Annotated in this window: 20 protein-coding genes and 1 pseudogene; 8 read left to right on the forward strand and 13 right to left on the reverse strand. The window is 42.5% G+C overall.

Translation table 11 applies throughout. The features are described 5' to 3' along the window. Positions 1–22: 22 nt before the first annotated feature. Positions 23–787: a Uma2 family endonuclease gene (locus PI95_RS01610; protein ID WP_039748631.1), complete on the reverse strand. Its 765-nt coding sequence runs from the start codon at positions 785–787 to the stop codon at positions 23–25. Between the two features lie 121 nt (positions 788–908). Between PI95_RS01610 and PI95_RS01615 the strand changes: the two genes are divergently transcribed. Continuing rightward, positions 909–1,640 (forward strand): Uma2 family endonuclease, encoded by a 732-nt coding sequence (locus PI95_RS01615; RefSeq protein WP_039748629.1) that lies wholly within the window; start codon positions 909–911, stop codon positions 1,638–1,640. A gap of 119 nt (positions 1,641–1,759) precedes the next feature. On the opposite strand, the gene PI95_RS01620 is transcribed toward PI95_RS01615, so the two are convergent. Both PI95_RS01620 and trpS read right to left on the reverse strand, forming a co-directional pair. After that, entirely contained in the window at positions 1,760–2,686 is a 927-nt protein-coding gene (locus PI95_RS01620) for a methylenetetrahydrofolate reductase (protein ID WP_039748628.1), read from the reverse strand. Between the two features lie 63 nt (positions 2,687–2,749). After that, positions 2,750–3,757 (reverse strand): tryptophan--tRNA ligase, encoded by a 1,008-nt coding sequence (gene trpS / locus PI95_RS01625; protein ID WP_039749052.1) that lies wholly within the window; start codon positions 3,755–3,757, stop codon positions 2,750–2,752. Positions 3,758–4,102: 345 nt separating this feature from the next. Here trpS and PI95_RS01630 point away from each other — a divergent pair, with 345 nt between their 5' ends. After that, entirely contained in the window at positions 4,103–5,665 is a 1,563-nt protein-coding gene (locus tag PI95_RS01630; RefSeq protein WP_039748626.1) for a B12-binding domain-containing radical SAM protein, read from the forward strand. Positions 5,666–5,784: 119 nt separating this feature from the next. Next, positions 5,785–6,732 (forward strand): prolyl aminopeptidase, encoded by a 948-nt coding sequence (pip, locus tag PI95_RS01635; RefSeq protein WP_039748625.1) that lies wholly within the window; start codon positions 5,785–5,787, stop codon positions 6,730–6,732. A 97-nt stretch (positions 6,733–6,829) separates the two neighbouring features. Here the strand turns inward: pip and PI95_RS01640 are convergent, their stop codons facing one another. From PI95_RS01640 to PI95_RS01660, 4 genes and pseudogenes are all read right to left on the reverse strand, one after another. Beyond that, positions 6,830–7,339 carry a hypothetical protein gene (locus PI95_RS01640; protein ID WP_039748624.1) on the reverse strand — a complete coding sequence of 170 codons (510 nt, stop codon included), beginning with the start codon at positions 7,337–7,339 and terminating at the stop codon, positions 6,830–6,832. Positions 7,340–7,484: 145 nt separating this feature from the next. Then, positions 7,485–7,607, reverse strand: a pseudogene (locus PI95_RS01645) (FGGY-family carbohydrate kinase); the annotation flags it as partial. A gap of 178 nt (positions 7,608–7,785) precedes the next feature. Further along, positions 7,786–8,199: a helix-turn-helix domain-containing protein gene (locus PI95_RS01655; protein ID WP_039748623.1), complete on the reverse strand. Its 414-nt coding sequence runs from the start codon at positions 8,197–8,199 to the stop codon at positions 7,786–7,788. Further along, positions 8,174–8,482 (reverse strand): type II toxin-antitoxin system HigB family toxin, encoded by a 309-nt coding sequence (locus PI95_RS01660; RefSeq protein ID WP_039748622.1) that lies wholly within the window; start codon positions 8,480–8,482, stop codon positions 8,174–8,176. The genes PI95_RS01655 and PI95_RS01660 overlap by 26 nt, the downstream gene beginning before the upstream one ends. Before the next feature lie 107 nt (positions 8,483–8,589). On the opposite strand from PI95_RS01660, the gene PI95_RS01665 reads away from it, so the two are divergent. Beyond that, positions 8,590–9,390 carry a DUF429 domain-containing protein gene (locus PI95_RS01665; RefSeq protein ID WP_039748620.1) on the forward strand — a complete coding sequence of 267 codons (801 nt, stop codon included), beginning with the start codon at positions 8,590–8,592 and terminating at the stop codon, positions 9,388–9,390. An 83-nt stretch (positions 9,391–9,473) separates the two neighbouring features. Here the strand turns inward: PI95_RS01665 and glgP are convergent, their stop codons facing one another. Next, complete coding sequence (glgP, locus tag PI95_RS01670; RefSeq protein ID WP_039748619.1) at positions 9,474–12,047, reverse strand: alpha-glucan family phosphorylase; 2,574 nt, start codon at positions 12,045–12,047, stop codon at positions 9,474–9,476. Positions 12,048–12,469: 422 nt separating this feature from the next. Then, the gene (locus PI95_RS01675) at positions 12,470–12,829 is read right to left on the reverse strand and encodes a hypothetical protein (protein ID WP_039748618.1); all 360 of its coding nucleotides are present in this window, start codon (positions 12,827–12,829) and stop codon (positions 12,470–12,472) included. Positions 12,830–13,374: 545 nt separating this feature from the next. Here PI95_RS01675 and PI95_RS01680 point away from each other — a divergent pair. The 4 genes from PI95_RS01680 (at position 13,375) to PI95_RS01695 (ending at position 18,091) form a co-directional block, all read left to right on the forward strand. Next, positions 13,375–13,491 carry a photosystem II reaction center protein I gene (locus PI95_RS01680; protein ID WP_089125560.1) on the forward strand — a complete coding sequence of 39 codons (117 nt, stop codon included), beginning with the start codon at positions 13,375–13,377 and terminating at the stop codon, positions 13,489–13,491. Positions 13,492–13,700: 209 nt separating this feature from the next. Beyond that, on the forward strand, positions 13,701–16,280 hold the full coding sequence (locus tag PI95_RS01685) for a DUF3769 domain-containing protein (protein WP_039748617.1): 2,580 nt from the start codon (positions 13,701–13,703) through the stop codon (positions 16,278–16,280). 290 nt (positions 16,281–16,570) lie between these two features. After that, the gene (locus tag PI95_RS01690; RefSeq protein WP_039748616.1) at positions 16,571–17,122 is read left to right on the forward strand and encodes a Uma2 family endonuclease; all 552 of its coding nucleotides are present in this window, start codon (positions 16,571–16,573) and stop codon (positions 17,120–17,122) included. Positions 17,123–17,182: 60 nt separating this feature from the next. After that, complete coding sequence (locus PI95_RS01695; RefSeq protein WP_039748615.1) at positions 17,183–18,091, forward strand: bestrophin family protein; 909 nt, start codon at positions 17,183–17,185, stop codon at positions 18,089–18,091. Between the two features lie 268 nt (positions 18,092–18,359). On the opposite strand, the gene PI95_RS01700 is transcribed toward PI95_RS01695, so the two are convergent. From PI95_RS01700 to PI95_RS01715, 4 genes are all read right to left on the reverse strand, one after another. Further along, positions 18,360–18,854: a DUF427 domain-containing protein gene (locus tag PI95_RS01700; RefSeq protein ID WP_039748613.1), complete on the reverse strand. Its 495-nt coding sequence runs from the start codon at positions 18,852–18,854 to the stop codon at positions 18,360–18,362. A 158-nt stretch (positions 18,855–19,012) separates the two neighbouring features. Beyond that, complete coding sequence (locus tag PI95_RS01705) at positions 19,013–19,471, reverse strand: HNH endonuclease (RefSeq protein ID WP_039748612.1); 459 nt, start codon at positions 19,469–19,471, stop codon at positions 19,013–19,015. Beyond that, the gene (locus PI95_RS01710; RefSeq protein WP_039749050.1) at positions 19,468–19,707 is read right to left on the reverse strand and encodes a hypothetical protein; all 240 of its coding nucleotides are present in this window, start codon (positions 19,705–19,707) and stop codon (positions 19,468–19,470) included. The genes PI95_RS01705 and PI95_RS01710 overlap by 4 nt, the downstream gene beginning before the upstream one ends. A 200-nt stretch (positions 19,708–19,907) precedes the next feature. After that, entirely contained in the window at positions 19,908–20,279 is a 372-nt protein-coding gene (locus PI95_RS01715) for a TRADD-N-associated membrane domain-containing protein (protein WP_236116886.1), read from the reverse strand. Between the last annotated feature and the right edge of the window lie 54 nt (positions 20,280–20,333).

Here is a 20,333-nt window from a genome sequence, read left to right on the forward strand (position 1 = left end):
AGTCCCTTAATAGCCAAAAATATTAGGTTTCTGGTTCAATACCGAGCGATCGCAATTGGGCAGTTAGGCGATCGGCTCTTTGTCTTTCCTGTTCAGCCCGTTGGGATTCCTGTTCAGCTCTTTGGCTTTCCTGTTCAGCTCTTTCCTCGCCACTTAACAACAAATTACCTTGCAAATCCCACCAACGCAACCAGGGTAATTCTGCATTTTGATATTCTCCCTGCCAAATACCTAACTCAACTCCCAAGGGAGCAATAGGATAATGTCCCCGTTCATTTGCTGTTAATAACTGATATTGTCCACCAATTAATTTATAAACTTCTACACTGGCTTTCTTCACTTCATAAATGCCGTAAAAAGCCGGATGAATTACTTGCTCATAAATCCAGAATTTACCCGTCCAAGGGGTTTTGTCTCGTTCTTCGCTACCATCCCCAGAGACAAATTCTAATGCAATTGATGGGGCAATATGCTCTCGCCACAGTACATAAGACCTCCGCGTTAGTCCATCGAGCAAGGGCGGTACATTTCCGACATAAAACCAATCAGGTGCTTCTGCGCCTTTTTCTGGGGGGTCTGTCAAACGCCAGTAAATACCTAAGTCCTGACCTATACAATATTGACCTTCAGGATGTAATTGTTTGAGGACGGGTGTAATCGAGTCAGTCAGTAAAATGCTTTGGGGATGCTCTTGCCAATTTTTCACAAACGTGCCATTAGACTCTGGTAGCTGCGTATGGTCGGGGAAAGGAGTGAGCGCAGTGGATGGGTCAGTTGCAGAGGTCATAAGACTACCTTTGCAGGAGTAAGGGTTGTTTTTTAGTTTAGCAATGAAAGGGAAGAAATAAAGAATGCGATCGCTCCTCACAGAAAACGCTAAACTTATAGCACTCTTGTCACTTGTAGCCATGTCTGTCGCCCAAGATTTAGCAACCCCAGAAGATGTTATATTTCCCCCAGGGGATTTATATAGTGACGAACCGCCTTTGGAAAGTGATTTACATCGGCTACAAATGACGCTGTTAATCCAATGCCTTGAGTGGTTGTGGCGCAGTCGTAATGATTTTTATGCATCCGGTAATATTACAATTTACTACAGCCCCCGCCAGCGCAAGTCAGAAGATTTTCGAGGTCCAGATTTTTTTGTCGTGTTGGGGACTGAACGCAAAGCCCGTAAAAGTTGGGTTGTCTGGCAAGAAGGAGGCAACTATCCCAACGTAATTGTCGAACTGCTATCAAATTCTACAGCAGCAACAGACAAAGGCTTGAAAAAAGAGATTTACCAAAACACCTTTCGCACACCAGAATACTTCTGGTTTGACACGAATAATTTAGAATTTGCTGGGTTTGTCTTGGTGGCTGGTAAGTATCAACCATTGGAACTTAATGCTCAAGGCTGGTTGTGGAGCCAACAGTTAGAGTTATATTTGGGGATTTATCAAGACAAGTTACGTTTTTTTACGAATGAAGGAGAACTAGTTCCAACCCCAGAAGAGGTAGCACAACAGGAGACGCAACGCGCTGAACAAGAAAAGCAACGCGCTGAACAAGAGAAACAACGCGCTGAACAAGAGAAACAACGCAGCGATCGCTTGGCGGCAAAACTGCAAGAATTAGGTATTGATCCAAATAGTATTTAGCGACTTCCAATTCAAAAAATATCCAAAATTAACATAAATTGATCGTCTTCCCCGCACCCCTAAACACAAAAGCAGCTGGTTTAAACCAGCTGCTTCGGTCAAAAAGAAGGAAGACCCGTTTAAACAGTCACCAACTGTTTAACTGGCGCCACTCCAGCCATATCCAAAATTGGCACAATCAAGTCTTCACGCTTCACCGCCATCATATGCACACCTTGACACAATTGACGCGCAATTTGCACTTGTTCGGCAGCAATTTTCACCCCTTCTTCCAGCGGGTCTTTTGCTTGCGCTAATCTATCAATAATATGGTCGGGAATATTCACACCCGGAACGCACCTATTAATAAATTGGGCATTTTTCGCCGACTTTAACAAGAAAATCCCTGCTAAAATCGGTTTGTCACAGCCTGCGGCGATTTTGTCCATGAACTTTTCTAGCCGCTCAAAATCGGTAATTAACTGACTTTGAAAAAATTGCGCTCCTGCTTGCAACTTGCGCTCAAATCGACTTTGCAAACCCGACCAACTCGCACATTGCGGATCGACTGCTGCACCAGCAAATAAATCTGTAGATCCGTCAGTCAAGGGTTTCTCGTTGCAATCAAAGCCGTGATTTAGCTTTTGGATGACTTGCAGCAAGCGGACTGCTTCTAAATCAAATACACCTTTAGCATCGGTGTGATCGCCTGCTTTCACCGGGTCGCCAGTCAAAGCTAAAATGTTATATATCCCCAAAGCATGAGCGCCCATTAAGTCAGCTTGCAAACTAATGCGATTGCGATCGCGACAAGCTAACTGACAAATCGGCTCTATGCCATTTTGTAACAAAATCGCCGAAGCTACTAACGAAGACATCCGCAGAACTGCTCTGCTACCATCAGTAATATTGACGGCATGAACCCTCCCCTTAAGAGTCGCCGCCATACTGACCATGTGCGCTGGATTACCCCCCTTTGGAGGAGTAACCTCGGCTGTTATCAAGAAATCACCTGCTTTTGCTGCTTGGCGAAAGCAAGTTAATGCTGCTTTTGACGTATCAAGCATAACTATGGTATGAATGTACTCTAAGTACACCTATACCACAGCGCAGAAAAAAGCGAAACCTCATCAAGGTAGAGAATAACCCAAAGCGACTTTTACTTGTGTAAGCGTAGAAAGTGCGATCGCCCCAGCTTTTTCTCGTCCAGAGCGCAAAACTGACTCTAGATAGCCTTTGTCATCCATCACCGCTTGATATTTATCTTGAATCGGCTTTAAAGCATTAATCGTCGTTTCTGTCAATAATGGCTTAAATTGTCCCCAACCCATATCTTGACACTCAGCGGTCACTTCTTCCTTTGTTTTACCAGAAAGCAGCATATACAGCGTTAATAAATTGTGACATTCCGGACGCTCTGGATCGTCAAAAGTTAGACCGCGAACCAAATCGGTTTTACACTTCTTAATCTTTTTGGTGATTAAATCTGGTGGATCTAGCAAATTGATTCTACTCAAATCTGACGGATCGGATTTCGACATTTTCTTAGTTCCATCCGTCAAACTCATTACCCTTGCGCCCTCTTTGCGGATTAAAGGGTCTGGTAATTTTAACACAGGCTGATCGGGCTTGGCAAATTGATGATTAAATCGATTGGCAATATCCCGCGTCAATTCCAAGTGTTGCTTTTGGTCTTCACCCACCGGCACTTTATCAGCTTGGTAAAGCAAAATATCTGCTGCCATTAGCACCGGATAGTCCAGCAAACCGACATTGACATTTTCGCCTTGTTTGACAGCTTTTTCCTTAAACTGGATCATATCTTCCAACCAGTTCATCGGTGTGATGCAATTTAGCAGCCAAGCAAGCTCACTGTGAGCCGAGACGTGAGATTGAACAAAGATTGTCGAATATTCTAAATCCAGACCACAAGCTAGATAAAGAGCCACGAGGGTGTAAGTATCAGCTGCCAGTGTCGCTGGATTATGCGGTACAGTTATCGCATGTAAATCAGCCACAAAGAGATAATTTTCATACTCGCTCTGTCCTTCTACCCAGTTGCGAATCGCTCCCAAGTAGTTACCGAGATGATAATTGCCAGTTGGTTGAACTCCCGACAGAACGCGCTGCTTGCCCATAAATTTAAACTTATTTACCTCAAAGAAAGCACTATAGTAAATGTGCGATGGCGCAAAGCGCCCGCCGAAGGCGATCGCAAAACTCATTTCATTTTGACATTTTCTGAAGTTTGTTAGTTGTTAGTTGTTAGTGGTTAGTTGTTAGTTGTTAGTGGTTAGTTGTTAGTTGTTAGTGGTTGGTAGTTGATTCCCCACTCCCCCACTCCCCCACTCCCCCACTCCCCCCCTCCCCCATCTCCCAAAATATGTATTTACGGTTACAAAAATCGATAAAACGTAAGCTTTAGTTAGAGAAAGTAGCAGTAATGTGGTAATAAATCAATTTTAATTCCGGGGTATTTGCTCATGAAAGCTTTACTACTCTGGCCCATAATGCCTAATTCCTTTTGGTCTTACCAGGAAACGCTTGATCTGGCAGGTTTACGCTCCACAAATCCGCCGTTGGGTTTAATTACAGTAGCGGCAATGTTGCCAACTGACTGGGAAATTAGATTGTGCGATCGCAATATCCGCCATGAGACAGATGAAGATTGGGCTTGGTGCGATATTGTAATCATCTCTGCAATGATTATCCAAAAAGAGGATTTTCGAGAATTAATTCAAAAAGGGGTAACGTTAGGTAAAAAGGTTGCAGTCGGTGGTCCTTTTGCAACATCAGTACCTGAGTTTCCCTTAGAAGCGGGAGCGCATTATCTCATTTTAGATGAGGGAGAATGCACCATCCCCATGTTTTTAGAAGCTTTGGCACGAGGAGAAGAAAAAGGCATTTTCCGGGCTACAGAAAAACCGGATGTCACCCAAACTCCGATTGCGCGGTATGATTTATTAGATTTGGATGCTTACTTAGCAATTACGGTACAATTTTCTCGCGGATGTCCGTTTCAATGTGAGTTTTGCGACATCATCAATTTGTATGGACGCAAACCCCGCACAAAGACACCAGAGCAAATGCTTAAGGAATTGCAAGTTCTTTACGATTTGGGATGGCGTCGATATGTATTTGTTGTGGATGATAATTTTATTGGCAACAAACGCAATGCGAAAATATTTTTACAAGCGCTCATTCCTTGGATGGAAGAACGCAATTATCCCTTCATTTTGCTGACAGAAGCTTCACTTAATTTGGCAGAGGATGACGAATTAATTGAATTGATGGTGAAAGCTGGTTTTACAATGATTTTCATGGGCATTGAAACACCAGATACAGATAGCCTTTTAGGAATTCACAAAGTCCAGAATACACGCCAAGACTTAATTGAATCTTGCCATAAAATTACACGGGCAGGATTGCAGATTATGTCTGGGTTTATTATGGGCTTTGATAATGAACGTCCGCAAGCAGGTAAGCGAATTCAGGATTTTATCGAAGAAACGGGTATTCCCCAAGGCATGTTGAGCTTATTGCAAGCATTGCAAAATACTGCCATGTGGACTCGTCTAAAGCAGGAACAACGACTGCTGGATGATTTGGGAACGATTCACCAAGGTGCGGTGATGAACTTTGTTCCAACTCGTGCGGTGGAGGAAATTACTGAAGAATACATAGATGCCTTTTGGAATATCTATGAACCAATGCCTTATTTGAAGCGTACATTCTACCACTTTATGATGATGAATGGATGGCGGGGTAAAACCAACCGTCCGATTACTTGGCATGAAATTCGTTTATTTGCAGCAATTTGTTGGCGACAAGGTATAGTACGTTCAACCAGATTTAGATTTTGGTGGCAATTCTTGGCGATCGCTCTTAATAAACCTCGTTTAGTATACGATTATTTAACCACATGTGGCGTTGGCGAACATTTCTTCAGCTACCGCTATCAAGTAAGATCGCAACTTCAAGAAAAACTCGCAGCCATAAAACAAGCAAAGCAACAAACAAATAATCAGTTAATGACTGTAAGTTAAATTTGAAATCTTTTTATAGGGTGCGTTACACTGAGTTAACGCACCATTTTAAATTCTTAATTTTATTGTAGTGAGCGGTTTACCGCTCATAACAATGCCTATCTACTTATAATATCAAAATGCGCGAACTTTACCCACCTATAAAACCTTATAAACAAGGTAAACTACAAGTTTCCGACTTGCACGCAATTCATTTTGAAGAATCAGGAAACCCGCAAGGAAAGCCAATAGTTTTACTACATGGTGGACCCGGTGGTGGATGTCCAGCTTTTTATCGACAATATTTTCATCCTGAAAAATGGCGTTTGATAATGTTTGACCAACGCGGTTGCGGTCAAAGCACACCTCATGCAGAATTGCGAGAAAATACAACTTGGGATTTAGTAGATGATATTGAAAAACTTCGAGAACATTTAGGAATAGAAAAGTGGGTTGTTTTTGGTGGTAGTTGGGGGAGTACCCTGTCATTAGCTTACAGTCAAACTTATCCGGAACGTTGCAAAGGTTTAATTTTACGCGGTATTTTTATGCTGCGTCAAAAAGAATTGCGCTGGTTTTATCAAGAAGGTGCTAGCTACATTTTTCCTGATGCTTGGGAGGAATATTTAAAACCGATTCCTTTGGCTGAACGTGACGATATGCTTACAGCTTATTACAAACGCTTGACAAGTCCCGACTTACAAATCAGGTTAGAAGCAGCGCGTGCTTGGTCAATTTGGGAAGCTAGCACAAGTAGACTATTTTTAGATCAACAGCTAATGCAAATATTTGGTGAAAGTGAATTTGCCGATGCATTTGCCAGAATTGAATGTCATTATTTCATAAATAAGGGATTTTTGGAAAGCGAAAATCAATTACTTGTAAATGTTGACCGCATTCGCAACATTCCTGCGGTAATTGTGCAAGGAAGATATGATGTAGTTTGTCCGATGATATCAGCTTGGGAATTACATCTTGCTTGGCAGGAAGCTGAATTTATTGTTGTTCCTGATGCGGGACATTCGATGAGTGAAGCTGGAATTAAGAGTGCTTTAATTGAGGCAACAGATAGATTTGCTAATTTGTAGACGCAGGGTAAGTGGTTGTGCAAAATTAAACGCAATAATTTGGGATTGTCGCAATGTATAAATATTTGGGCTGACCTACTTAACACCAATTCTGTATTCAATCCCACCAATAACAAACAATGACTGCATCACGGTGTTCAACATCATTATCCCATAACGCCCCCGAATATCGAGTTCTCAGTCGGCGCTTCAGCCGAAAACTGTAGTCCTCATTCGTACCATCAATTATTTCTACTGAATCAGCACGCCACTTTTTACCTAAGTCTAAAAGCTGAGATACCTTTGTATCTTGGTTCTCGGTAAGGATGTATAACGCATCCCCAGGATAAGCAACAAAATGGATGATGCTAGTCTCAGGCATGGGACGATAGTTTGCCATTGCCAAGAGGGTATCGATCATACCACCAAAGCTTAAACCATTTTCATCTGGTGCAAAGATTGGTTTTGTGAACAGAAAGCTTGCCCATAAATCCGTGCGTCCAGAAAGGTCAGTAATTACCTCTTGACCATCGAACTGATTAAATTGACGCTGCCAAACCAAAGCAGCAAAGAGTTCTTGAGGAGAATAAGACTTCGCTATCGATTGGATTTTGCTTAAGTCAAGCATCGCTTCATCCGCGTGTTAGTTGCTTCTATTACCTTCCTTGAATTGTAGAGCCTATCAAATTCATTTAGATCCTAAGTAAGCCATAAATTGCGTAAGTTACTTCATCATATCACTCTCTAGAATCGCTAATTAATTTAGCACTGAAAAAATTGTTTTCGCTCATCCCACCATCTACAGCTAACTCTTCTATAACAGCATTAGAAGATGCATTAATTGCAATTACTACTTCTTTTACTTGATAAGCGATCGCTTCTAATACAGCTTTCATAGGATTCAAGTATCAATTATGCCTGCTCAAACATTGTTGATGTCAAAATCTGGTGTATGGTCTAACAGCCAATGCAGCTTTGTAGCTGAGAAGTAAGCGTCAATAATTAATTCAGTGCGCTCGTAAATTTCTGACTGATATCCAAGCTAAATAAGCGCGATCGCATTCCACCCTTGCTTTAATTTTCCTCTACAAAGTATGTAGGTGATATCTGGAAAAAAGCAGCTAATTCTTTGATTTGATGAAGAGTGAGTTTAGCTTTGCCATTCAGTATATCTAAAATATTAGATTCACTTTTGCATATAAAAATTAAATCTTTTGGTTGAAGATTAGATTCTTCTAACAAGGCTTTGAGTAGTGCAACTCCCTTCAAAATCGGCATTGGTTCGTGTTTTTCTTCATAATCATAAACCAGAGTTCCAAGCACCTTCAGATAATCTTTATCATCTTGTGTAAGGTTTCCCTTATCTAAGATAGAATTAATTCGATTTTGGGTAGCGATTAACTCAGCCTCATTCGTAATCGGACGCGGCGCAAAGGTGGTAATTAGCTCGATATAATAACTACTAGGAGTTTTCAAACCACTTGTCATTTTTCCAGTTCTCCTTGTCATATTCGGCATGTGTCAGTACAGCGCGTACAAATGTTATTTGGAATTCATAATCTATGTATGTAATGAGTCGATAATTATTACCACTAATATTAAAAACGATGAAGTTGCTAACTAAATCTGCTGAGGGAAAGACTTGACGTAAGTCATTCAAGTTTTGAAACTCTAAATCACCGATGCGCTGATACCATAGTAAAAGTCCAGGTTGGGCATTAGGATGTTTCTCCCAAAATTGTCTCAGTGTCCTTTTGCTAATAACACGCATTCAATTATTTTTTCAAATCCTCTTAAACAACTAAATTGCCCTCTGGATAGCTTCTTGATTAACTTATCAATTCATCTCTAAATTATAATCTGGAAATTAGGTAGATAATGAAATTTATCGGTATTGATTTCGGCTGGAAATCGCAACCAAGCGGACTATGCTGCTTACAATGGACAGATAATCAACTTGAACTACTCGACTTAGATCGCCAAAATTTGATTGCAGACATCCTCACCTGGATTGATACTCACGTACAACCAGACGAAAGCGCAATTATTGCCGTAGACGCACCTACCCTCATCCCCAACGCTACCGGGAGTCGCTTACCAGATAAACTCAGTCACAAACACTTTGGCAAATATCACGCTGGATGCTACCCAGCAAACCTAAATTTACCCTTTGCCGATCGCACCATCAACTTCGGTTTACAACTAGAATCGCGTGGTTTCACACACGCACCAACCATCGAACCGCAAAAACTCGGTAGATATCAAATAGAAGTCTTTCCCCATCCCGCAATCGTCCATCTCTTCAACTTACAACGCATCCTCAAATACAAAAAAGGACGATTAAGCGATCGCCGTTTAGAACTTCTCAAACTCCACAATTACATCCTTCATATCCTACCCTCTCTTGATCCTCCTCTGCGACGGACACGTTCCTCACTCCTCCACCCCCGCACGGAAGTGTCCTCTTCTCTGCGCCTCTGCGGTTCCTTTCCTCTAGAAATCCCCACCACAGGTGCAGCACTCAAAGCAGTAGAAGATAAATTAGATAGCCTCATCTGCGCTTATGTAGCTGCACACTGGTGGTATTGGGGAGAACAACGCAACCTAGTATTAGGCGATCGCACTACCGGTTACATTGTCATCCCCCAGAAATGGGGAGTGGGGAGTGGTGAGTGGTGAGTGGGGAATGTAAGAAAATTCCCTACTCCCTACTCCCTACTCCCTACTCCCTACTCCCTACTCCCTACTCCCTACTCCCTCTCTTACTGTGCCCAAAGAATCAATCTTGGCTCATACGGAGTAGCAAGGTACTTGTGTTTTGGCAACACGCGCAAGGATAAGCCTTGTAAACCAGAGGCAGTGTAGATGATATTCCCAGTGTAAATACCCAAGTCTTGCGTATCATTACCTTCGTAATCCATCACCACTGGAACAGCATCAACAATCTCACCATCGGCATCGATTGTACCTTGATACAGCTCGACTTGCACATCATCTGGGCTGAGAGTTGCCAAATCAAGTTTCGCTTTGACAGCAACGGTTTGGTTCACCTCAATATCTGCACCAGAAGAGATGTCAACATCTTTGATTTTCATGTTGAACCAGTGTTGGCTGAGTTTGGTTTTCCAAGCTGCTAATTCCTTCGCTGGTGCATATTTATCGGCAGTCAAAGTGTAGTAGCGATCGCTTGCAGGAAAATAAGCTCTTTGTGCATATTCTCCCACCATCCGCGCTGTATTAAAGAACGGACAATTCAACTTAATCGCATCTTTCATTTTTGCTACCCAATGACGGGGCAAATTATCAGCATCGCGCTCATAAAATAAAGGCACGACTTCTTTTTCGAGTAAATCGTAGAAAGCGTTTGCCTCTACCTCATCCTGGTAATTGGGGTCTTCATAATTCTCACCATGTCCGATCGCCCAACCTGTACGGACATAATCCGCTTCATCCCACCAACCATCTAATACACTCAAATTCGGTAATCCGTTCATCGAAGCCTTCATACCGCTAGTTCCTGAAGCTTCTCGCGGACGACGCGGTGTATTTAACCAGACATCGCAACCAGCTACCATCAATCGAGATATGTGAATGTCGTAATTGGGAACAAACACTACCTGCTTTTCTAAATTTTGTTCGCTGATAAAGTGATTGATTTCGCGGATTAATTCTTTACCGGGGATGTCTTTCGGGTGCGCTTTGCCGGCGATGACAAATTGTAACTTGCGGTGTTTGTTACCCAACATTATCCGCTTGATGCGTTCGATATCGCGCATCCATAAAGTAGCGCGTTTGTAGGTTGCAAAGCGACGAGCGAAACCGATAGTTAAAACGTTTGGATCGAGAACTTCTTGCGCTTGGGCGATATCAGAAGAAGAAGCACCGCGATCGCGTAAATGTTTCACCAAATGATCGCGCACATACAATACCATATCCAAACGACAGCGTTCGTGATTGCGCCACAATTCTTCATCTGGAATTGCGTCCATGCGTTCCCACAACGGGCTATCTGCTGCTACTGATGACCAATTGGGTCCAAGATAGCGATCGTACAACTCTTGAGTTGATTTTGCCACACAACTGCGGGCATGAACGCCATTTGTAATTGCGGCGATCGGTACTTCTTCCACTGGTACTTTTTGCCACAAACCTTGGAACATTTGCCGTGACACTACACCATGCAGTTGCGCTACACCGTTAGAAAATGTTGCCATTTTCAACGCCAGCACTGCCATACTAAAAGGCGCAGATAAATCACCAGTATTCTCACGCCCCAATCCGATAAATTGCTCTTTCGGCAAGCCAAAGATATCTGCGTAATACCCTAGATAATACAACATCTTATCTGGGGGAAACAAGTCAATACCTGCGGGTACCGGCGTGTGAGTGGTGAAGATATTAGTTGAAGCCACCACCTGTTTGGCGGTATCGTAACTCAGACCCTCTTGTTGAATCAGCATCCGGATGCGTTCTAGGGCAGAAAAAGCCGCATGACCTTCATTCATATGGTAAGCGGTGACATTATACCCCAGAGCTTTCAACATCTGCACGCCGCCGATCCCCAACATGATTTCCTGGTGGATACGCATGTCAATATCGCCACCATACAGTTGATCTGTAATGTTGTGGTCGTAAGGATTGTTGGGTTCGATGTTAGTATCCATCATGTAAAGCGGCACAGTTCCCACCTGTACGCGCCATACTCTGGCGTAAACCTTGCGTCCTGGGTAATCTACAGCAATTCGCAATTCTGAGCCATCAGGATTGCGCTCTAGGTGCAAGGTCATGTTATAAAAATCGTTGATTGGATAGCGTTCTTGCTGCCAACCATCGGCATTCAGATATTGAGCGAAGTAACCTTGTTGGTAGAGTAAGCCCACACCTACTAACGGTAATCCTAAGTCGCTGGCAGATTTGAGGTGATCGCCTGCGAGAACTCCCAAGCCTCCAGAATATACAGGCAAACAATCCACCAGTCCAAATTCAGCCGAAAAATAAGCGTAGCATTCTTTGGCTTTGTCGTCGGAATGACTACTCCGCTGTTTCTGGTACCAAGTGCGCTCTTGTAAATAATCTTCTAACTGGCGGGCAGCTCGATCCATTTGCGCCAGGAAGCCTTCATCTTCCACAACTTCCGTTAATCGCCCTTGGCTGATTGTACCGAGCATCAACACTGGGTTATGGCGGCTAGATTCCCATAAATCCGGGTCTAAACGGCGAAATAAGTCTTTTGTCTCAACATTCCAATCCCAGTGGAGATTATATGCCAGCTTCCGCAGCGGTTCGAGTCGGGGCGGTAGCGAAGGGGACACGTTAAATGTACGAATTGGTTGCATAAGGACTGCGAAACTCCTGGTTTAGCTATCGCTATTGTTGACTGTGTTTGCCCAATCTTTCCAATTCTTTATACCCTGTTTGTGAAGTTCTGATGACTTTGTTAAGCTTTAAAAAATATTATCACTTAGATTAGAAAATGTGACTGCAAAGCTTTTTCTGATTTTATCAGTTAATGTTGACTATATAATTATTTAATAATTTATGTAGTTCAATACATAAATTAACTTAAACATAAGTAAGAGGTTATAAATATTTATATTATTGATGTTGATACTGCCAGATGCACGCCACAGAAGCTTTACGTCTTCTTTGAGGGAGAGAGAAGAGAATACCCAGACGTTGCTTGAAATTTCTCAAACTCCCTCAAAAAGTTGTACTGAAGCTTTGTCAGGCAAAAAGCACCAATCCGGACAATTTGCCATCATTCTAAAGTGAATTGAGTAACATTGGCATTGTTCGTAGGGAAATGTACTGATTCGGCATCTTTTGGGAGAGCAAAGACAATAGTACCCAAGACAAGAACGCCAACAGCACTAGGACAAAGAAGTTTCATCTTGATGATACCGCGTTTGTTTTTGTTTTTTGTCGGGCGATCGCTATAAGGGTTGCGGTACTCTTTGCGAACACGTCCGGATTGCACAGCTTCTTGTAGTAGCATCAAAGCATCGATGTCTTTTTCCTCAAATTCAGTTTGCAGTAACTGCTGCAACTGCTCATCTGCTGGAATACTTAAAGAGCCTGTATTTAGCGCTTGTTGAACAATGTCACGAATGAGAACCATATTTTTTACCAATTTCGGGGATTAAGCAATTCTTTGCTTTTTTCGTTTAGTTCGGCGCTGATGCCGCCAACAAAGTTGCTGTATTGTTCCTTAAAAATTTATAATGTGTAGACCGCGCAAGGCATCATGCTACTGGATCACCCGATCGGGTGATATACAATTTGCCACTTTCCTGACATTACGCTTCTGATTAATTCGTAGTGAGCGATTTATCGCTCAAGTTCAAGGGCTGAAGCCCTGACTACAAACTTTTTTATTTCTTGACTCGGAAACCTCAGCTTCAAGTTCACGTCATCAGAAGAGTGTAATTACTTCAGATTCTTATTGAAAAGCAAGCATCGCATCTACAAATCACACGCACCCACAGCACATCCTACAAAGCATCGTTTGAGAAATTAGCGTAAACCTTCCTTTGGACTTTGGATGGATGGACTCAGTACCTTCCAAAAAAGGGGCGAGATTTGGGTAATATATAAAAGCTATCTTTTCTGCATCACGGATACAAAAAAGCAAGCTTCTATTTCATACCCTTGGAGTTTTCGTCAATGGTTACTTTAAAAATTGTTGTTTATGTTGTTGTAGCCTTCTTCATTTTGCTCTTCGTCTTTGGATTTTTGTCGAACGATCCAGCTCGTAACCCCGGACGTCGGGATTCAGAGTAAAATCACGACCCGATCCAAAAATTGCCGTTCATGCGAATGTAAATGCCACGGACACTTGAGAAGAGCGTGGAAAATACCACATGCTTCTTTGAGTGTCCTTTCCAAGCGGCTTGCCGCAGGCTAGGCTGAAGGCTAAAGTCGGAAGGCAGTTAGGTGTAATTAGTCCTTCCGGCTTTCAATTGGCTATTTGTTAGGTTGATTTTGCGAATATGCTTCACCCAGTTCTGCCGCCCGCACCACCTTCGATTGTCGAACCTTTACAACCTGCAAATCCGATTTTGACTGGTAGTGATACCAAGTTTCATTCAATTGCCGAACTTGAGGCGAAAGCGCAACAAAATCAGCCACATAGGCAATCAGATTCTGTATCGCCAACTCCACAAAACGCTACTCGGCAAGATTTAGCAGTTCCCCAGACCCAAGCCGCACTCAGTCAGCCAGAAAGTTTCCCACCGGAATTTTCTCCCCTCACCGCCGTTAAGAGTGCCGCTGCTTTGGGAGAGTCGATGGGAATTAGTTATCCGGTGCAGCCGGATGCAAATGTCGCGTCACAAAGCAAGATATCCCAAAAAGGGCAAATACTACAAGAAAAATTAGCTTCTTCAAAACGGCAAAGTCAGACTATTGCCCAAAATGCGCCTTCTCAGACACCCCAAGAGGCTCAAAGTAGCGAACCGATACAAAATATTACTTATACTAATCCCGATCCAGCGAGTACACAAAGAGTAGAAAATGTTATAGAATTCAAGTCTCGCAGCCAGACAAGCCAAATCACAATTCCCCAACCTGATTCCCCGCAACAATCTGCCCCGACACCAACAGACAGCACAAATCAGCAAGAAAGTCAACCTCAGACAACTCCGCCAGCAACTACTCAGCAAGAAAGTCAGCCATCTCAAACAACTCCGCCAGCAAGTACAACGCCAACACGAGAAAGAATTGTGGAAGTCACTTCAGATAGGCAGGAGTACGACCAGCAACGGCGGATTGTCACGGCAGTGGGTAATGTGGTGGTACGATTTGATGGGGCGGTGGTAGATGCCGATCGCTTGCAAGTCAATTTAGACAACTTGATTGCCGTAGGCGATGGAAATGTCGCATTGACACGAGGCGATCAAGTACTGCGCGGAGAACGCTTTACTTATAACTTTGTTCAAGATAGCGGGCAATTAGAAAATGGTAGGGGAGAAGTTTACATCCCCACAGCGGGTAGTGATTTAGCCTTTAACTCTGTTGATACCGGAGTAAGTGGAGTAGTAACAGCGCGTCCGCCAAGCGATCGCATTCGCGCAAATCAGCCGACTACAGGTGTTAATAGTCCCGGTGGGGTTAACTTCAACTTAGGTGGAAGGGCAGATGCAAGAAACCTCCCCGGACCACCCCAGGGAGGTGTAGTCAAGCGAGTGCGCTTTCAAGCAGAACGAGTTGATTTTTATCCGCGAGGCTGGCAAGCGAGAAATGTCCGCTTCACCAACGATCCATTTTCGCCCCCAGAACTAGAGTTACGCGCCGATAAAGTCACTTTAACGCGAGAGTCACCGTTAGTAGACAGCATTAAAACAGAGCGACAGCGTTTAGTATTAGATCAAAGGACAACATTACCCATCCCCGTAGATCGGCAGACAATCGACCGTCGAGAACGTGATGTAACTCCGGCAATTGTCTCTGTCGGCTTTGATGGTAATCAACGCGGTGGTGTGTTTATTGAGCGTTCTTTCCAACCCTTTAACACAGAAGGGGTACGTTTTAGCGTCACACCGCAGTTTTTCGCGCAAAAAGCTATAGGTGGTACTGATAGCTTTGCTGCGCTGTTTGGTTTGAAAACAAGATTGAATGCGACTTTAAGCCCGAAGACTACAGTTGAGGGTTCTGGGATATTAACCAGCTTGGATTTGGGGACAGTGGAAGACAATTTGCGGGCGAGTTTGCGATTGCGGCAAGAATTAGGCGATCAAAATCCTCATATATTGAATTTAGAATACAGCTATCGCGATCGCCTTTACAACGGTACCCTTGGTTTTCAAACCGTTCAAAGTAGCCTTGGTGCAGTTGTTACTTCTCCGAGAATTCCTTTAGGTACAACTGGTTTTAACTTAAGATATCAAGGTGGCGCTCAATATATTAACGCGAATAGCGATCGGCTTGACTTACTCGAAACACCGCGAGACAATAACCGCATCTCTTTAGGACGCATCCAAGGTAGCGCTACCGTTGATGGTGGGATTACACTCTGGCAAGGTAAAGGATTACCACCCACCCCCACAGAAGGATTGCGTTACACTCCAAACCCGATAGTTCCCTACGTTCAAGCATTTGGGGACGTAACCGGCACAACTAGTTATTACAGCAGCGGTGATAATCAAAGCACCTTGATTGCCACAGTTGGCTTGCGCGGACAGTTTGGTCATTTCTCCCGACCCGCCTTTGATTATACTGCTTTTAATGTCAGTTATTCCCAAGGTATATTTAGCGGAGCATCGCCATTTTTGTTTGATCGCGCTGTTGATAACAGAGTACTTAATGCGGGAATTTCTCAGCAAATCTACGGACCATTTAGCCTTGGCTTTCAAACCTCAATCAACTTAGACACAGGCGAACGCAGTACCACAGACTACATCGTGGAATATAATCGCCGCACCTACGGAATCACTTTGCGTTATAACCCAGTGTTGGAATTAGGTGGAATCAGCTTTAGAATTAGCGACTTTAACTGGAGTGGTGGCACCGATCCATTCTCTGACCCTTCGGAAATTAAGCCTGTGCGAGGTGGGGTGCGACAAGATTATTAAAAGAGTACTTACGTAAGATATAATTTTAGTCTTAATTTGATACTTTTATGAACTTGCTTTATGGAGATAAACCAGATTTTTGAAATACACGTCGGGTGTGTTAGCGAAGCGTAACGCACCAAAGCATAAAGGACGGTGCGTTACGGACTCCGTCCTAACACACCCTACATATACTTTTATGAATTTGCGTTATGGAGATAAAGCAGCAAACGAAACGAGTAAAAAGCACGCTTCAATAGAATCTAAAGGCAGAATATTTATAGAACCTCTCGACTAAGGTAAGACCGACAATGACACTTACTACAGCCAAATGGACGCTAGACGAGTATCACCGCATGGTTGAAGTTGGTCTTCTTTCTGAACGTCATGTTGAACTATTAAACGGGGAAGTCGTTGAAATGCCTCCAGAAGGTCCAGAACATGCCTTCCTTTGTACCGATGGTGCCGACTATCTGCGATCTGTGCTAGGAGAAAAAGTTCTCGTGCGTGATGCAAAGCCGATTACATTACCCTTGATGGCTTCCGAACCCGAACCAGATTTGGCGATCGTCCAACCTTTGCGGGCACTATATCGAACCCGTCATCCTTACCCGGAAAATATTTTTTGGTTAATTGAATATTCTAACACCAGCTTGAGTAAAGATTTAGACGCAAAGCGAAAAGCTTATGCTTTAGCAGAAATACCAGAATATTGGGTTGTGGATTTAAAAAATCGCCTCCTCAAAATTTTCCGCAATCCTAATAATGGCGATTATACATCTGAAGTAACACTAAGTAATGGCGAAGTAAATCCTTTGGCGTTTCCCAGTATCATAATTTCTGTGGGACGGTTGTTAAACTGATTTTATTTGTAAATTCTCACCTTCACACAGAATTGGTATAATATGCTCTGGTAAAGTTCAATGAGTACAAAAAAAGTCAACTGGTTTCGAGTTGCTTTTCAGTTAAGACAGTCTGTGATTCCCAAAATAATGCCCCAGGTTCTTGGGTCTGGTGTATTTGGCATTTTTATTTCGCTTCTTTATTATTTGGGATTACCTGTCTCTTTGCCTATTTTGAGTGCTTTAGTTCCGAGTATTGTTCTCGGTCTATTATTAGTTTTCCGCACTAACACAGCTTATGATCGTTTCTGGGAAGGTCGAAAGTACTGGGGAAGTTTAGTTATCAATGTTCGGAATTTAGCTCGTCAAATTTGGATTGTAATTGAAGAACAAGGACCAAAAGATAGAGAACATAAAATTGCCGCTTTGCGGTTAATAGTTGCGTTTACAATTGCCACAAAATTGTATCTGCGAGAAGAACCGATAAACCCAGAGTTACAAGGATTGATGTCCCCATCCGAGTATTTTGTTCTTCAAAGTCGTAGAACTCCTCCTTTAGAAATTGCTTTTTGGGTAAGTGATTTTTTGCAGAAGCAACATCGACGCCAACGTGTTAATCCTGTTCAGGTAACAGCTTTGCAGCATTTAATAGATAATATTATAGATGCTTTTAGTAGTTGTGAGCGAATCTTACAAACACCAATGCCTCTACCTTATGCTATTCATTTGAAACAGTTGTTGTTAATTTACTGTTTATCATTACCATTTCAATTAGTCAAAGATTTAAATTGGGCAACAGGTTTAGTTGTAGCTTTGATTAGTTTTACTTTGTTTGGCATTGAACAAATTGGAATTGAAATTGAAAATCCTTTTGCTCGTGCTTTGCATAACTTACCTTTAGACGAAATGTGTAACACGATGCTGATTAACATTGAAGATTTAAGCACATTGGCAACTGACAGTTCTTTTGCTCCTACAGAAATATTTTGACTTTCGCACCCACGTGCATTCAAAATTCTCAAAAATACAGCAGGAAAGCAACTAAATAGACAATTGAGTAAAAATGGAGTAGAGACAATTCATGAATTGTCTCTACTTTGGATAAAAAGTGGCGATCGCAATTGACTTGTATTTAAGCCGACATTATATAACTCCTAACTTTAGTACAGACGTTCGGTCCGGAACGTCTCTACAACTCCTAACTCCTAACTCTAAACTCCAAACTCCAAACTCCAAACTCCTGCTGTAATTATATTTCTCACCATCCCCAAGTGCCGGCGCCACCTTTGAAAGGTCCGACAATATCGCTGGTAATCCAACCACCATAAAAGTTACCTGGTTGGGGTTGTACTTTTTCCCCATCCACGTAGCACGCATCCATCATGTGAGCGTAAAAAGCTACATAATCTTTGATAGATGCAAACTCTGGTGTAGGTTCGGGGTAAAACCAAGCAGCATTTTGCACTTCTTTGTCACCTACGCGGATATTGTAGTAACCGGCACTTCCCTTCCATTCACAAAAGCTAGAACGCGGTGTCAAAAGTAGGTATTCCATTTTGATATCCGCAGGAGGAATGTAGTAACCCGGTGGATGGCTGGTTTCTAAAACACGTTTAGCGCTGCGGGTATCTGCGATAATTACATCATTAAAGATGATTTGGATGTGTTTCGTTGTGTCCTCTAAACGAGGGGGACGGGGGTAATCCCAAACTGATTCTTGTCCGGGGTTGGGTTCGATGCGTTGGGCTGTCATATAGGGACTAGGGATTAGGGACTAGGGACTAGGGATTAGGGATTTTTTGCATATTAAACTACACATACACACAGATAATAATCTGTAATTCATTAATGTAGTTAGCGCTGAAGCGCTAAAGTCAGCCCGCTTTTAAAAGCTGTTCACTGAGTAATTTTTCAATTTCTACTTTCTTGTCGTGGATCTTCGCTTGGTGGATGCCAACCACCTTTTATCCAAAGACGACGCGCTTTTAAAATAGAACTTTCATTGTGACGTTCATCATTGAGGTCTAAACGATTACAAGTAGCTCGTCCTGTAGGAGTAATGCCGAAAATTGTTAAACCATCTGCTGACCATATAAAGTTATCAGACCATTTTTGCTTACGAGGATTAAACAAAGAAATCATTTCTCCTGTTTCTGGGTCAATGCCAGTTGTGAAATTATAACGATATCCGTTACAACGTTGACAGGCTAACGCCAAATTATCAGCGTCATCGGAACCACTAAGAGACTGCGGAACAATATGATCAATAGAAAACTGAGCCGCACTTGCTTCTTCTAAAGAATGACAGTATTCGCAAAGGTATTTCGCTCTTTCTCTAACTAATTTTATAGTTGCATCATTAACTGTCATGACTCAGCAATTATTCTGGCATTTAGCAAGGTAAAAATTCTATCAAGTTCTAATATTCCTGCTAGTTCAGCTTCTTGTTCTGAAGTCAGTGTTCCAGCTTTTTTATTAAGAGAAAGTTCTTCAAGCTGAGACTGTAGTTCATCAGTAAACTTGAATAGATGCAAATTTCTTACTTTACTAATTTTAATTCCAGACTCTACCCAGGATGAGGGTTGAACCATCATTTGAGTAATCATGGTTGTGTCTTGGTAAGTTGGGGAATGGTCGTATTGTAACAATGAATCATGTTTTGCCGCTTTAAAAAGCGTCTCTTTATTAGACAACCTAGCTGAGTTGAGCGATCGCATGGCATGCTGCTGTTGTAGTTTTAGATAGCGGGGTGCGATCGCACACCACTATATTAAGCCCGAAGAGGCATCCATCCCCATCTCCGGCGTTATTTTGGCAAATTGTCTATAATCTCGTGCAGTTCTTCCTTTGCATCTTTGGCAAACTGAACGCTGCTAATACTGGCAAGAATTCCTGCACCTGCGGTAACGCTGGCTTCTGGTACTTTATTTAAATAGAGTAGTCCCACACCAGATAATGTCATCATCGCAGATGCTGCGGTTACGCCTAAAGCAAGATTAAAGGTGAGACGCGCTTGGCGTAATAATTCTTCAATTATTTTTTGTTCCATTTCTTGTGCAGCATCGTTATTGTTGGGTTGGGGTTTGGAAAAAATATTGAAGTTCATGAATTGTTGACCTCGCTTGTGTATAGAATTTATTGATTGACAGCTATCTGCAAGGTTTTTCTGAACTTGCATATTTGTATCCTATTGGGGCAACAATTTAAATTCGAGGGCAGATAAGTTGAGTTT

The organism is Hassallia byssoidea VB512170 (assembly GCF_000817785.2).
GTDB classification, from domain to species: domain Bacteria; phylum Cyanobacteriota; class Cyanobacteriia; order Cyanobacteriales; family Nostocaceae; genus Hassallia; species Hassallia carrinoi.